This is a genomic window from Pseudarthrobacter sp. 01T43, from assembly GCF_056398665.1.
Genome location: NZ_JBFTPV010000028.1, coordinates 1 through 14002, shown reverse-complemented (window position 1 = coordinate 14002; position 14002 = coordinate 1). Strand labels below are relative to the sequence as shown.

At 65.8% G+C, this 14002-nt stretch carries 15 protein-coding genes and 1 pseudogene; 9 read left to right on the top strand and 7 right to left on the bottom strand.

The genetic code is table 11. The features are described from left to right. Positions 1 to 91: 91 nt before the first annotated feature. A complete protein-coding gene (locus AC1DIM_RS17930) occupies positions 92 to 832 on the bottom strand; it encodes an IclR family transcriptional regulator (protein WP_477711875.1) in 741 nt (246 codons plus the stop codon). A 395-nt stretch (positions 833 to 1227) separates the two neighbouring features. Here AC1DIM_RS17930 and AC1DIM_RS17925 point away from each other — a divergent pair, with 395 nt between their 5' ends. After that, positions 1228 to 2547 carry an MFS transporter gene (locus AC1DIM_RS17925; protein ID WP_477711853.1) on the top strand — a complete coding sequence of 440 codons (1320 nt, stop codon included), beginning with the start codon at positions 1228 to 1230 and terminating at the stop codon, positions 2545 to 2547. A gap of 129 nt (positions 2548 to 2676) precedes the next feature. Here the strand turns inward: AC1DIM_RS17925 and AC1DIM_RS17920 are convergent, their stop codons facing one another. Both AC1DIM_RS17920 and AC1DIM_RS17915 read right to left on the bottom strand, forming a co-directional pair. Next, positions 2677 to 3753, bottom strand: a complete 1077-nt coding sequence (locus tag AC1DIM_RS17920) for an ATP-dependent DNA ligase (protein WP_477711852.1) — start codon at positions 3751 to 3753, stop codon at positions 2677 to 2679. Positions 3754 to 3792: 39 nt separating this feature from the next. Next, the gene (locus AC1DIM_RS17915) at positions 3793 to 4293 is read right to left on the bottom strand and encodes a hypothetical protein (RefSeq protein ID WP_477711851.1); all 501 of its coding nucleotides are present in this window, start codon (positions 4291 to 4293) and stop codon (positions 3793 to 3795) included. A 187-nt stretch (positions 4294 to 4480) separates the two neighbouring features. Here AC1DIM_RS17915 and AC1DIM_RS17910 point away from each other — a divergent pair, with 187 nt between their 5' ends. Then, positions 4481 to 4717: a hypothetical protein gene (locus tag AC1DIM_RS17910; RefSeq protein WP_477711850.1), complete on the top strand. Its 237-nt coding sequence runs from the start codon at positions 4481 to 4483 to the stop codon at positions 4715 to 4717. A gap of 2 nt (positions 4718 to 4719) precedes the next feature. On the opposite strand, the gene AC1DIM_RS17905 is transcribed toward AC1DIM_RS17910, so the two are convergent. The 3 genes from AC1DIM_RS17905 to AC1DIM_RS17895 all read right to left on the bottom strand — a co-directional run bounded on the left by AC1DIM_RS17905 (position 4720) and on the right by AC1DIM_RS17895 (position 6414). Beyond that, entirely contained in the window at positions 4720 to 5007 is a 288-nt protein-coding gene (locus tag AC1DIM_RS17905) for a MoaD/ThiS family protein (protein WP_477711849.1), read from the bottom strand. Further along, the gene (locus AC1DIM_RS17900; protein ID WP_477711848.1) at positions 5000 to 6130 is read right to left on the bottom strand and encodes a WD40/YVTN/BNR-like repeat-containing protein; all 1131 of its coding nucleotides are present in this window, start codon (positions 6128 to 6130) and stop codon (positions 5000 to 5002) included. The genes AC1DIM_RS17905 and AC1DIM_RS17900 overlap by 8 nt, the downstream gene beginning before the upstream one ends. Before the next feature lie 83 nt (positions 6131 to 6213). Further along, positions 6214 to 6414 carry a hypothetical protein gene (locus AC1DIM_RS17895; RefSeq protein ID WP_477711847.1) on the bottom strand — a complete coding sequence of 67 codons (201 nt, stop codon included), beginning with the start codon at positions 6412 to 6414 and terminating at the stop codon, positions 6214 to 6216. 424 nt (positions 6415 to 6838) lie between these two features. On the opposite strand from AC1DIM_RS17895, the gene AC1DIM_RS17890 reads away from it, so the two are divergent. The 7 genes and pseudogenes from AC1DIM_RS17890 (at position 6839) to AC1DIM_RS17860 (ending at position 13444) form a co-directional block, all read left to right on the top strand. Next, the gene (locus AC1DIM_RS17890) at positions 6839 to 7453 is read left to right on the top strand and encodes a hypothetical protein (protein WP_477711846.1); all 615 of its coding nucleotides are present in this window, start codon (positions 6839 to 6841) and stop codon (positions 7451 to 7453) included. A 142-nt stretch (positions 7454 to 7595) separates the two neighbouring features. Further along, positions 7596 to 8369, top strand: coding sequence for a class F sortase (locus AC1DIM_RS17885; RefSeq protein WP_477711845.1), 774 nt, complete (start codon positions 7596 to 7598; stop codon positions 8367 to 8369). A 57-nt stretch (positions 8370 to 8426) separates the two neighbouring features. Then, entirely contained in the window at positions 8427 to 8945 is a 519-nt protein-coding gene (locus tag AC1DIM_RS17880; RefSeq protein ID WP_477711844.1) for a universal stress protein, read from the top strand. 273 nt (positions 8946 to 9218) lie between these two features. Then, a complete protein-coding gene (locus AC1DIM_RS17875; protein WP_477711843.1) occupies positions 9219 to 9566 on the top strand; it encodes a metal-sensitive transcriptional regulator in 348 nt (115 codons plus the stop codon). A gap of 78 nt (positions 9567 to 9644) precedes the next feature. Then, positions 9645 to 9875, top strand: coding sequence for a heavy-metal-associated domain-containing protein (locus AC1DIM_RS17870; RefSeq protein WP_477711842.1), 231 nt, complete (start codon positions 9645 to 9647; stop codon positions 9873 to 9875). A 25-nt stretch (positions 9876 to 9900) separates the two neighbouring features. Then, the gene (locus tag AC1DIM_RS17865) at positions 9901 to 12186 is read left to right on the top strand and encodes a heavy metal translocating P-type ATPase (RefSeq protein WP_477711841.1); all 2286 of its coding nucleotides are present in this window, start codon (positions 9901 to 9903) and stop codon (positions 12184 to 12186) included. A gap of 98 nt (positions 12187 to 12284) precedes the next feature. After that, a pseudogene (locus AC1DIM_RS17860) lies at positions 12285 to 13444 on the top strand (IS30 family transposase). Positions 13445 to 13506: 62 nt separating this feature from the next. On the opposite strand, the gene AC1DIM_RS17855 reads toward AC1DIM_RS17860, so the two are convergent. Continuing rightward, positions 13507 to 13779: a DUF2277 domain-containing protein gene (locus AC1DIM_RS17855; protein ID WP_477711840.1), complete on the bottom strand. Its 273-nt coding sequence runs from the start codon at positions 13777 to 13779 to the stop codon at positions 13507 to 13509. Between the last annotated feature and the right edge of the window lie 223 nt (positions 13780 to 14002).

Genomic DNA, 14002 nt, shown 5'->3' with positions numbered 1-14002 from the left:
GCGGACGCGGCGGGCCAGGTGATAGGGATTACAGTACAGCAGATGTTCACTTATCGCACGCTTGTTCTACATGCGAACATTAGGATGTTGCTTACCGCTGCGGCAGCCGCGCGGCGAGTTCGGCGGCGGCATCCCGAAGCAGGGGAACGTGCGCCAGGAGCGCTTCCACGGTGAGGCGGAACACGGGTACAGCGGTGGCGAGCGACGCGAAGGCGTGGCCCTGGGAATTGAGGAGAGGCACGGCCACGGCGCGCATCCCGTCCTCGTTTTCCTCGTCCATCACCGCATATCCCTGCCGGCGGACCTGCTCCATTTCGGCCCGGAAGGCGGCGCGGTCGGTGATGGTGTGCCCGGTGAGCGGTTCCAGTTCCAGTTCCTCGATCAGGGCCTCCCGCTCCGCATCCTCGGCAAACGCCACGAGGACCTTGCCCACCGCGGTGGCGTGCAGGGCACCCAGATGCCCGGGGTCACTCGTGACGCGGAACATCTGCGGACCGTCGACCTTATTAACAGTCAGGTGATGGTGCCCGTCGCGGACGCTGAGGATGGTGGCTTCCCCCGTCTGCTCGGTTACGCGGCGAAGGACCGGCATGGCCGCCCCCGCGAAGCCGTGATGGTTCGAGACGCGCTGGCCCAGCTGGAAGATGCGCAGGCCCAGGTGGTAGCGGCGGCCGTCCGGCTCGTAGTCCACGAAGCCGTCCCGCGTCAGGGAACCCAGCAGGCGGTAGGTGGTACTGAAGGGGAGTTCGGCGCGGCGCGAGATCTCAGCGGCACTGGCACCGCGGGGCTCATCTCCCAGGAGCACCAACAAGCTCAGGGCCTTGCCCACCATGTCGGTGCGGTCTCCGGACCGGGACGCCTTACCTTCGCCCGGGCCGGGGGCCGGGCTTGGGCCCGGGTCCGGGTCCGGGCCCGGCCGAGGTCCGGGGCTTGGGTCCGGCCCTGGTTCCGGCGCGGTGGAGACATCATCCTCGGTTGTGGCTTGGTTCACACTCATAACTCGATGTTGCCACATTGTGAGAGCTATTTCTAGATGGTGATTATTTTCTTGACAAGTGACAGTGCTCACAGCCATCATTGCTATATCGCACAAGTAGCTCTCACCATGTGGCTACTAGTCCGGGTCTTTCAACGGACACCAGCCGCACCGCGCTCCGCCACCACAGGCAGTGCGGCTGCGCTTCTCCAGATCCATCCGCGACAACGTCGTCACATCAAAGGAACTCCATGAGCCAGACACTTCCGTCCGCGGGGCCGGGCACCGCTGCCCCGGCCGGGACGCCAAAGAAAGCAGCCCTCGCCAGCTTCCTGGGCAGCGCCGTCGAATACTACGACTTCTTCATCTTCGGTTCTGCGGCCGCCCTGATCTTTCCTACGGTCTTTTTCCCGGACGCCGGGGCCAACGCGGCCATCATGTCCTTCGCCACGTTCGGCTTTGCCTATGTGGCACGGCCGGTGGGCGCCGTCATCCTCGGCCACTTCGGCGACCGCGTGGGGCGGCAGAAGGTCCTCATGTTCACCCTGGTGCTGATGGGCGCGTCAACATTCCTGATCGGCTGCCTCCCCGACTTCAACACCGTCGGCTGGTGGGCTCCCGTACTGCTGGTGCTGGCACGCCTCTGCCAGGGCCTGTCCGCCGCGGGCGAGCAGGCAGGCGCATCCTCGATGACGCTGGAGCACGCCCCGGACAACCGCCGCTCCTTCTTCACCTCCTGGACCCTCACCGGCACCCAGGGCGGCCAGATCCTCGCAGCGCTCGTCTTCATCCCTGTCCTGGCCCTCCCGGACGACATCAAGTACGGCATCGGCTGGCGCATCCCGTTCTGGCTCAGCGCCGTCGTGGTGATTGTTGCGTTCTTCATCCGCCGTACGCTGCACGAACCCCCCGCCTTCGCGGAGGCGCAGAAGACCGCCCAGATCGCCAAACTTCCCGTTGCCGATCTCCTCAAGGGACACTGGCGCGACGTGCTCCGTGTTATTGCCTGCGCGTTCATCGCCGCCGTGTCCACCGTGTTCGGCACACTGGCCATCAGCTACGCCAAAACCGTCGCTGGCGTGGACGGCACCACCACCCTGTGGCTGGTAGTCGGTGCGAACCTGGTAGCCCTGGGTACCCAACCGCTCTTCGGCCTGCTCGCCGACAAGATCGGCCGCAAGCCTGTCTTCATCTACGGAGCCGTGGCCAGCGCCATCCTCACCCCGTTGTTCCTGCTGAGCCTGGAATCCGGCAGCGTCCCGCTGATGTTTGTCGCCGCAATCGGCTTCTTCTCCTTCGGCTACGCGGCCTCCAACGCGGTCTGGCCGTCGTTCTACGCCGAAATGTTCAGCACCAAGGTCCGCTTCTCCGGCCTGGCGATCGGCACGCAGCTGGGCTTCCTGATGGCAGGCTTTGCTCCGGCCATCGTTGCGGCGATGGGCGGCATCAGGCCCGGCGGCTGGGTCCAGATCAGCATCTTCACCGCAGTGATCTGCGGCATCGCGGCAATCTCCGCCCTGACGGCCAAGGAAACCTTCAAGGTCCCCACCAGGCAGCTCGGCCTGAACTAGGAGGTTCACGCTCCAGCCCGGATGTGAACCCGGAAAGCCCGCCATTCCCCCGAGTGGTGGGCTTTCCTTGGTAAAAAATGGGCTATTCCGGCAGCAAAAAGTACGACGGCGGGGCGGCCGCCGGGGTGCCTATGGCCGGCCGGCGTCCAGCACCGAGGCGAGGTCGAAGGTGACCGGTTCCTCCAGCTGGGCGTAGGTGCAGGACTCGGGATCCCGGTCCGGCCGCCAGCGCGAGAACTGGGCTGTGTGCCGGAAGCGCTCACCTTCCATATGGTCGTACCGGACCTCAACCACCAGTTCCGGCTTGAGCGGCACAAACGAGAGGTCCTTGCCCCCGCTCCACCGGCTCCCTTCAGCCTTGCGGGGCGTGCGCTCCCCTTCCGCCTGTTTGGCCCAGGCCCACGGGTGGTCATCGAAGTCAGTGACCAGCGGCTGGAGTTGTTCGAAGAGTTCCTGCCGGCGCTTCATCGGGAAGGCGCCGATCACGCCCACGCTGGCCAGGCCGCCGTCGTCCTTGTAGAGGCCGAGCAGCAGCGAGCCGATAGCGTCCGGTCCGCTTTTGTGCACCCGGTAGCCGGCCACCACACAGTCGGCGGTGCGTTCGTGCTTGATCTTGAACACCACGCGCTTGTCCGGCTGGTAAGTGCCCTCCAGCGGTTTGGCCACGATCCCGTCCAGGCCTGCGCCTTCGAACTGCTGGAACCACTGCTCGGCGGTTGCCTTGTCCCGGGTCGCGGCGGTGACGTGGACGGGCGCCTTGCTGCCGGCGAGCGCCTCTTCGAGGGCGGCCCGACGATCCGCGAAGGGCCGTCCGGTGTAGTCATCGTCCCCCAGGGCGAGCAGGTCAAAGGCGACGAATTTGGCAGGCGTCTGCTCCGACAGCAGTTTCACCCGGCTGGCGGCGGGATGGATGCGCTGCTGCAGGGCGTCGAAGTCCAGCCGTTCACCGGAGGCTCCCACCAGGATGATCTCCCCATCCACCACGCACCGTGGCGGCAGATTCTCCTTCAGGGCAACCACGAGTTCCGGAAAGTAGCGGGTCATGGGTTTCTCGTTGCGGCTGCCGATTTCAAGGTCGTCACCGTCACGGAAAATGATGGACCTGAAGCCGTCCCATTTGGGCTCGTAACTCAGTTCGCCGTCCGGAACGCCGCTGACGGCCTTGGCGAGCATGGGCGGGACAGGAGGCATGACGGGAAGTTTCATAGGCAACATTCTTGCCCGGGGGCCGCGTTGGCGATAGGCCTAGGTTTGAGGTCGCCGCACGTCAGCGGCGAGGAGCAGCTCGGACTCACGGAGTATGCGCGCCGCCGCCGCCGAGTCCACCATGACCGTTTTGCCCCGTGAGCCCAGCCGGACTTCGTGACCGGGGCCCGGGCGGGTCCCGGGGTGGGCCCCTGGGATCACGCCCTCCGGCAATGCGTGGGCAAGCTCGTGCCGGTCGAGCTCCTGGTCCTGGATGCCCACGGCGAGTGCGCTCATCAGGTCAGCGTCCTCCGGCGTGGCAAGGTTGCTGCCAATGAGTTGGACCAGGACCTTGATCCCGGCCAGCCGTCGCTGCGGATCGGCATCGTCCAGGGCCGAGTCGATGCCCCACTGGGCGCGCTTCCACCACTGGTCCCGCTTGTCTGCGTTCGATTTCTGCCGGTACGTCAGGAAGGCCACCAGCACAACGCCAAAGGTGGCCAGCGGGGCCACTGCCGCCGCGCCCTGAATAACTGTCCAGACCCCGCCTGCGAATTCCATGCCACCACCTTATGCGCCCGGTTCTCCGCATCGGGCGCATTTCGGCCGATGATCCTGCCGGCACCGAAACCGTACCGGCGCAGAGAACTAACAGGGCCATAACCATCACGAAACCGGGCCGCAACAATGCGCAGCCACACTGGAGGTGCCGGCAAGTGCAGGCACCAGCTCCAGCCAGGAGGCCACCATGTTGAAGGAAGCCAAAGCCCATGTGACCCGGGTCCGCACCCTGGACCAGCTCCACCGCGGCGACGAAATCGAAGCCCGCTTGTCGGTGGGCCCGAACTACGACGACGTGGTGGTCCGGCACGGCAGGGTGCAGGAAACGGCGCCGGGCATCGGCGTCGTGTGGATCATGGACCGCCACACGGGCCTGCGGAAAGCCATCAATGCGGACGAATGCAGCGTATGGCGGGTCGCCTGAGGCTAACCGCCGGCCACTGACTGGACGACCAGCACCTCCTGGCCAGCGGCCACCTCGGTTTCGAGACCCTGGAGCCTGCGAACTTCGTCGCCGTTCACGTAAATATTCACGTAGCGGCGAAGTGCCCCGGTTTCGTCCCGCAGGCGCCGGGCGAGAACCGGATAGTCCCCGGTCACTGTTTCGAGCAGCTTCCCCACGGTCAACGGCCCTTCGGCGGGCGCAGTCAGGATGGACTGCCCGCCGGCCAGCGAGTGGAGGACACTGGGGAGCACCACCCTGATGTCAGGCACCGTGGGCAGCTGCCGGAACCGGCAGCACCGCGTCGGAGATCACGGCCGCCCGGACGCACAGGACGTCCGGCAGGTGTGATGCCACCTCGGTGAACGTTTCGCCTTCGTCAGCGCTGGCGTAGACGGTGCCGCCGCGTGTGCCGAAATAGACGCCGGCCGGTTCAGCGGAATCAACCGACGCGGCGTCGCGCAGCACGCTGTTGTATTCGCTGGCGGGCAGCCCGGAATCCAGGCGCTTCCAGGTGGCACCGGCATCGTCCGTGCGGTGGACCGCGAGCTTACCCTCCGGCGGGATCCGCTCGCCGTCAGCCTTCAACGGCACAACCCAGGCGGTCCCTTGCCGCCGGGGGTGCGTCAGCATCACAAAACCGAAGTCGGCCGGAAGGCCTTCAGCGATGGAGTTCCAGTTGTCGCCGTTATCGTCCGTGCGGTACACGCCGTGATGGTTCTGCGCATACAGGCGACCCTCGACGGCGGCATCGGCCGCGATCTTGTGCACGCACTGCCCAAACTCGGGGTTGGGATCGGGCATGAAATAGGCCGAGATCCCCTTGTTGCGGGGCTCCCAGGAGGTGCCGCCGTCGAGCGAGCGGTACACGCCCCCTGTGCTCATGGCGATGTGGACATTGTCCCCCGCGGAGTTGACCACGATGGAGTGGGCTGCGGCGCCGCCGTACCCGGCGCCCCATTCGCCGCGGTGGGGATGGTCCCAGAGCCCGCGGTTTAGCTCGAAGTGCTCGCCGCCGTCGGTGGATTTCCACACCGAAATGGGCTCCGCCCCTGCCCAGACCACGCCGGGCCGCGACTCAGCGTCCGGGTAGATCTGCCAGATCCGTTCCACCGCCGCGCCCGCGTCCTCGGGAAACGTGATGGCGCCCTTTTCGGGCTCAGACCACGTGGCGCCAAGGTCATCGGAGTGCGCCACCGTGGGGCCCCAGTGCTCGGATCTGACGCCCACCATGATCCGGGTCCGGCCCTCCCTGGTGTCTATGCCGATGCTGGGTATTTCGCTCATCAGGAAGTGCGGGCCGGAGAACGACCATTGCTGCCGGTCCTTGCTCGTGGCCAGCCAAAGGCCTTTTTTGGTGCCGATCGCCAGAAGAAAACTCGCGGGGGTTGCCATGCACCCATGCAACCATTCCCGGCCGGGAGGCCGCAACGGTTTTTTCGGCTATGTGGGGTTACCCGGCCTGGCGCGTCGACAGCTCAATCGACAAATTCGGACTGGGTCTCGATGAAATCCCACTCCGCCTCGGTGAGGACTTCAACGGGGGTTCCGGGGTGCGGCCCGCCCGCTTCGGCGATGCCCTGCAAGATCTGCAGCGGCAACTCCCCCGCCCGCAGGTTTTCCCGCAGCCATTCCTTGGTGTCCAGGTTCACGTCCAGCCACCACATGTAAATTTCCATGCCCCGTCACGCACCTTTCGCCCGTCACGCACCACTCCTATGACTCAACGTTAGGCGCGGGCAAGTCGCCGTTCAAGGGGTCCGGCTACCGGCGCCGGCACGAGTGTCCCTTCCGGAAGGGCCCTATCACTTCTGCGTAGGAACAGGTATCTCCGCAGGTCAGAGCCGGTCAAAGTCGAGTACCCGCTACTCAGGACCCGCACCCGCCTGCAGGCCTAGCCTGAAGTTTCAAGCAAAGCTGACCGTGCTGGGGCACAAAGCGTCTGCTACTCCCCTCGCCATGGTCCGTTTCACACAATCTGGGAGAAACACCATGAAACGTCGAGCCTTACCGATTTTGGGGGTCGCGGGGCTGGCATTGCTCAGCGTTACGGCTCCGGCCCAAGCCGCTGCCGACAAAGTGGACATTTGTCATGCTGGAAAGATGATCAGTGTCAGCCTCAATGCAGCTGCACTTAACGGACACGCCGGTCACAATAAAGACATCATCGCACCCAGCGAGTTCCTGCCCGCCGGGCTGAACTGGGTCGCCGGGCAGGGATTCGCACTGTGCGGCGCAGTTGTGACGCCGCCCGGTGAGGAACAGCCTCCAGTGGACGAACACCCACCTGGCGAGGAACAGCCTCCAGTGGACGAACACCCACATGGCGAGGAACAGCCTCCAGTGGACGAGCACCCACCTGGCGAGGAACACCCACCCACCGAAGAGCAGCCTCCAGTGAAGGAACAGCCGCCAGCAGTGGTGCCTGAAACTCCGGTTACGCCCACACCACCAGCAGTGGTGCCTGAAGCCCCGGTCGTCCAGACGCCTGCGGCGGCGACGCCTGCCGGACTGGCTGCCGCCCCCCAGGTCGCAGTCGCCAAGGTACCGGCGGCGGCTGTCAGCCGCGGCACCAATCAAGGCTTCAACGCGCAGACGGCCGTAGGCGTAACCGAGGGCAGCAGCACGTGGCTGGCCGGACTGGGCGTACTGCTGGGCGCGGGCGCCGTGGTCTCGGTGCGGCGCAAGTCCCGGACAGAAGCGCCGGCGGCGGGCTGACGCCGCCCGAGCGGCCGGCAGATCTACCGAGGGCGTCCCGCCAGACCCGGCGGGACGCCCCCGCCCGTTTTCCCCGCCATCGCACCTGATGACCCGCACCTCACCACCAGCACCTGCCCGTCCCGCAGGGAAAGGGACCACCATGCCGAAGCAGCCTGGCAGGCATAACGCCCGCGCACGCCTTTTGCGCGCTACCAAATGGAACCGGGTCCGGGGAGTGAACCGGGGGGACCTCGCCATCCTTCTGTGCGGCGTACTGGGTTTCCTATCGCTGACCTTTGGCGGCCCCTTAGTCAGCCAGCTGGACGCTGGCAACCACGGGGCTGCAGGTGTCCGCGCAGCCGAAGTTGCGGCACCATCGGCTGCACCGCCGTCGTCCCTTCCCTGGCCGCCATCCACCCAACCTGCCGGCACTTCTGCACCCACGTCCGGCCTCACGCCCGCTGCGGCCGCCCCCGGATCAGCCCTCCCGGACGCTTCGGCGCCGCTTCGCATTATTTACCCGAAAGCGGCAATCGATACCGCGGTCCACCCGCTCGAACCGGATGGCCCGGCCGTTGCCACCCGCACCCTGGTGCCGCCAACCACCATGGACGGCTACTGGCTCACTCCGTTTGGGAACCCGGGCAACGGCTCGGGCAACACCACCTACATCATCGGGCACAGCTGGGAAGGCCGGGACGCCCCCTTCAACCACCTCAGCTCGGGGGCAGCCGACGGGGACGAGTTCAACGTCGTCACGGCAACCGGCAGCATCCGTTACCGGGTGGACAGCGTCACCACGTACCTCAAGGCCAGCCTCAAGGACAGCCCCATCTGGGACATGGTGCCCAACCGCGTTGTGCTGATCAGTTGCTACACGGAAGATCCGTGGGGCAAGAACGTGGTCGTCTCGGCGTCGCCCGCGGCCGCCTAGCCCGCCCGACACCCCGGGGGCCTGTTCATTGACGGGTGACAGGCACAAAATGGGGCTATGACTCCTGAACGCTTCAGTGGGCCGCCCCCGCTCCTGGTGGGGGTGCTGCCCAACCAGCATCCGGAAGTGCTGACGACGGCAGCAAAGCTTGCGGCACGTCTGTCGGCACCACTGCTGTGTGCCTACGTTGACGAAGCCAGCTACCTGGTGGAATGGGACCCGGGCCGGTCGGCGCACCGCCTGTCGCTCCACCCCGGGAAGGACGACGAGGACATCCGAGCCGTGACCGCGGGCATAAAAGCCGCGATTGAACGCACCGTGGCCAACGCCGGCACCGCCGGCGTGCGCGTGGAGTGGACCCTGCGCACCCTCGCAGGCGACCCGGCCCGCGCCCTCGCCCGGCTCGCCGCCGAAAGCAACGTCCCCATGATCATCGTGGGCACCTCCGAACGCGGCCTGTCCCACCGGGTCTCGGAGATGCTCAACGGTTCGGTGGGCCTCTGGCTGACCCATCATCAGAGCCGGCCCGTGCTGGTGGTCCCTTACCGGATGCCGGCGCACGAGGACCGCGAATAGCTCCTTGGAAGCCTTCGGCCGCAGTCGTTAAGGCGCTCGAGATAATAAAGTGAAAGTAGTTATTCGAGGTGGTGGCGGATAGCCATACCGGCAAGTAAGCTGGTTCAAGCAGAGAGATCCGGCCACGGGGCCGGGCAGATCTGCCCAAAGACTGCTCCGGAGTGCGTATCCCCCAATAACGCACTCCGGAGCTTTTTTGTGTTCAAAACCGACCCCCGCCATACCCCAGGGGGGTACTTGCTTATATACCCCCTTGGGGTATAGGTTGTATGCATGGAATCCCCCCAGGCAACCGTCCAGGGCCATGCGGCCCCCGAGTCCGCGCCGCCGCATGGATACGCCGCCAACAAAGACGCCTATCTGCGAAGGCTCAAACGGATCGAGGGTCAGGTCCGCGGCATTGCCCGGATGGTGGATGAGGACAAATACTGCATCGACATCCTGACCCAGGTTTCCGCCGTCACCAAGGCACTACACGCCGTAAGCCTTGGACTCGTGGAAGAACACATCGGGCACTGCGTGGTGGGTGCCGCCGCGGAGCCTGACCCTGACCTGCGGGCCGAAGCGATTGACGTCAAGGTCAAAGAGGCGGCGGAAGCCATTGGCCGCCTCCTGCGCTGACACCAGGGCCACCACCGACACCAGCCTGCCCGCCAACCATGGTCCGGCCATCCCGCCGGCCCTCTTAAAGGAGCAACCATGAGCACCGTCTCCACCACCGTCAGCGTTTCCGGCATGACCTGCGGGCACTGCATTTCCTCCGTCAGCGAAGAAATTGAGTCCCTCGCCGGAGTTGAGGGGGTCGACGTCGACCTCAACGCCGGGGGCATCTCCACCGTCACCATCACCTCCAGCCAGGAGCTGTCGCCCGCCGAGATCGGCGAAGCCGTGGCCGAAGCCGGCTACCTGGTTGTGGCCAACGACGCGTAACTACCTAGAAATCAGGCGATCCACCGTGCGCACGGAACACCGACCGAACCATCCGGGCAGCCGCGTGGTTGAACTGGACATCGAGGGCATGACGTGTGCGTCGTGCGTGAACCGTGTGGAACGGAAGCTCGGAAAGCTCGACGGCGTGGAAGCCTCCGTGAATCTCCCCCTGGAGTCCGCCCACCTCACTGTTCCGCGCAGCATCACGGACCAGCAAATCGTGGACACAGTCAACGCCACCGGCTACAAGGCCACCATCCGCACACCTCCCGCCCGCACTCAGGACCTGCACGACCATGAAAATCACCTGGCCCACGGCGGGACGGCCGACGAACTGAGGCCGCGGCTGATCGTGGCCGCAGTCCTGACGGTCCCGGTGTTCCTGATCTCGATGGTCCCGGCCCTGCAGTTCCCCAACTGGGGCTGGGCGGCCGGCCTGCTGGCACTTCCCGTGGTGAGCTGGGCGGCCTGGCCCTTCCACCGCGCGGCCGCCGTCAACGCACGCCACCTGGCGTCCACCATGGACACCCTCGTCTCCATCGGAGTCACTGCCGCGTACCTTTTCAGCCTCTGGCAGCTGGCACTGGACCCCCGAATGACCGAACACCCGGCCATGGAGGGAATGGAAGCCGGTGGCCTGTACTTCGAAGTCGCCGCGGTGGTCACTACCTTCCTGCTCTTGGGCCGGTTCCTCGAAGCCAACGCCAAACAGAAGGCCGGCGACGCGCTCAAGGCACTGCTGAACCTGGGCGCCAAGGACGCCACCGTCCTGCACAACGGCGCCGAGCATCAACTCCCTGCCGATCAGCTCCGCGTGGGGGATATCGTGGTGGTCCGGCCAGGCGAGAAAATCGCCACCGACGGCGTGGTGATCGAAGGCAGCTCCGCCGTCGACGCGTCGCTGCTGACCGGGGAATCCGTCCCGGTGGAGGTGGGGCCGGAAAGCAAGGTCACCGGTGCCACCATCAACACCTCCGGACGCCTCCTGGTCCGGGCCACCCGCGTGGGTTCGGAAACCACGCTCGCCCAGATGGCACGGCTGGTGTCCCAGGCGCAGACCGGCAAGGCCCCCATAGCCCGGCTGGCTGACCGGATCAGCGAGGTTTTTGTCCCTGTAGTGCTGGTCATAGCAGTGCTCACCTTTGGGCTGTGGCTCGTCGTCAGCGGCCCTGCGATTGATCCTGCCGAGCTTCGGGCCGCTTTCACCGCCGCCGTCACCGTCCTGGTCATCGCCTGCCCTTGCGCACTCGGGCTCGCCACGCCGGTGGGCCTGCTCACCGGAACCGGGCGCGGAGCCCAGCTGGGAATCCTGATCAAGGGCCCGCAGGTCCTCGAAGACACCCGGACCGTGGACACCATCCTGCTCGACAAGACCGGTACCGTCACCAGCGGAAAGCTTTCGGTGGATGACACCTCGGCGTTTGATGGGCACCAGCGCCGGGACGTGCTGCGGCTCGCCGGTGCAGTGGAAGCTGCCTCGGAGCACCCCATTGCCCACGCCATCGCCGCGGCGGCGCTGCGGGCAGAAAACGGGTACGACGACGGCGGGCCGCTTCCCGCCGTCGAACACTTCCGTTCAGCGCCCGGAGGCGGAGTGGCCGGAACCGTGGGAGGTCGCGTCATCCTGGCGGGCCGCACGGGCTGGCTGAGTGAGAACGGCATCAGCATCGCCCCGCTCCAGCAGGAAACGCTTGCTGCCGCGGAAGCCAGCGGCGCCACGGCCATCTGGGTGGCGGTGGATGGGGTGCCCGCCGGCATCATCAGCCTTCGGGACACCATTAAACCGGGATCGGCGGCAGCCATCGCCCGGCTGAAGAAGCTGGGACTGCGGCCCATCCTGCTGACCGGGGACAACGCCGCAGTGGCCGCCCAGGTGGCCGCCGCCGTCGGCATTCCCCCTGGAGATGTTTACGCCGGAGTGCTGCCGGCCGGAAAAGTCGAGGCGGTACAAAAGCTCCAGGCCGGCGGTGCCACGGTGGCCATGGCCGGCGACGGTGTGAACGACGCCGCCGCACTGGCTCAGGCCGACCTCGGCATCGCCATGGGCTCAGGCACCGACGTGGCCATTGAAGCGGCGGACCTCACCGTCATGGGCGACGACCTTGGCCAGGTGGCTCAGGCGATCGAACTCTCCCGGCGGACTCTGGCCACCATCAAAACCAACCTGTTCTGGGCGTTCTTCTACAACGCCATCGGCATTCCGGTGGCGGCCCTGGGTCTCTTGAACCCGATGATTGCCGGTGCCGCGATGGCCGCCAGTTCGGTCCTGGTGGTGGCCAACTCGCTCCGGTTGCGCAGCTTCGGCAAGTAGTCTGCGCTGGGCCCAAAGAGGTAGCAGTAGATGTCGTTTTGAGCGCTTGGCTTCATGCGGTGATCGCAACACCTGACTATTGAGGGGTGTTGATTTCCATGGCGGTGTTCTCGAATCGGTTAGTGGCTGAGGTCGTTCAGAAGTTTTGGCAGCAGGTGGCCGACGGCGGTGGGTACGTTGATGCCGGTGCTGCGGTCGGGTGGTCGGTCACCACTGTCCGGAACGAGCTCCGTTCCGCTGGTGGGGTCCGGCCACGCCGTGGCCGTGCCCTGACCGGACGGTCTCTGACGTTTCGGGAGCGTGAGGAGATAGCTGTCATGCGCGCTCAGAGACTGACTGTCCGGGAGATGGCCCGCCGGCTGGGCCGGGCGCCCTCGACAGTGTCGCGGKAGCTGTGTCGTAACGCGGACCGGCCCTCTTCCTACCGGGCGACGACCGCCCATGYCCGGGCCCAGGAACGCGCTGCTCGACCGAAGGAAGCTAAGCTCGTGACCAACGCGAAGCTGCGCGGCGAGGTCCAGGACGGGCTCAAGGCACGGTCATCCCCGCAGCAGATCGCGGGTCGGCTCCGCAAGGATCATCCGAATAACCCGGAGATGTGGGTGTCGCACGAAACGATCTACCAGTCCCTCTACGTGGAGTCCCGCGGTGCGCTGAAGCGCGAGCTGGCCAAGAACCTGCGCACCGGCCGGACCCTGCGCAAGCCCCAGCGCAGGCCCAACGAACGCCGAGGCCGGATCCAGGACATGGTCATGATCGCCGACCGTCCCGCCGAGGTCGACGACCGTGCCGTTCCTGGCCACTGGGAAGGGGACCTCATCCTGGGCAAGGACGGCAAGAGCAGCATCGCCACCATAGTTGAACGGACCACAGGGTTCCTGATGCTGATCCACATCCAGCAGGGTGTGAACCGGGTTGAAGCCGTGAGGGACGGACTGATCGCCAAAATGGGTGCCCTCCCGGACCACCTGCGCCAATCCCTGACCTGGGACCAAGGCACCGAAATGCGCCGCCACAAGGAAGTGAAGATCGCAGCCGATATTGATATCTACTACTGCGATCCGCACTCACCCTGGCAGCGCGGCTCGAACGAGAACATGAACGGGCTGCTGCGCCAGTACTTCCCCAAGGCCACCGACCTGAGCGTCTACAGCCAAACCGACCTCGACTACGTCGCCCACGAAGTCAACAACAGACCCCGCAGCGATTCGACTTCTGCACCCCCAATGAGATGATCAGAACCTTCCTGTTGCGATAACCGCCTGAAACCGCCCGCTCATAACGACATCTACTGCTACCTAGTTGAGGGAAGGGCCCTGCTCAGGCCGTGCCGAAGCGGACGGCGGCCCGGGCCTTGGCTTTGGCCGCCTCCTCGTCGCGGTCTTTGGCGGGCGCATGCGACACCAGCGAATCCAGCAGGTGCTGCGTGATGTGCGCGATCTCGTGCACCGCCGCTTCGAAGGCGTCCTCATTGGCTTTGGACGGCTTGGTGCTCCCGCTGATCTTGCGCACGTACTGCAGGGCGGCGGCGTGCACTTCCTCGGAGGTGGCGTGCGGTTCGTAGTTGTGGAGGGTTCGGATGTTCCGGCACATACGGCCATGCTAGGCTCTGGAGCGCCTGGAATCGACCCCCTGTCCCGTGCTGTTCGAGGGTCCCGCCCCTGTGGAGTGGCGGATGGGCAGCGGTGCCCATCGACGGGTTTCCGGGGCCGGGTTAGGTTGGGGGCAATGGATCTTCCGGATGAGCCGGGGGCCGCGGGGGATGCCGATCTGGATCGGATCCGATGACTTATGAGGAGAAACTGATGGCTATTTG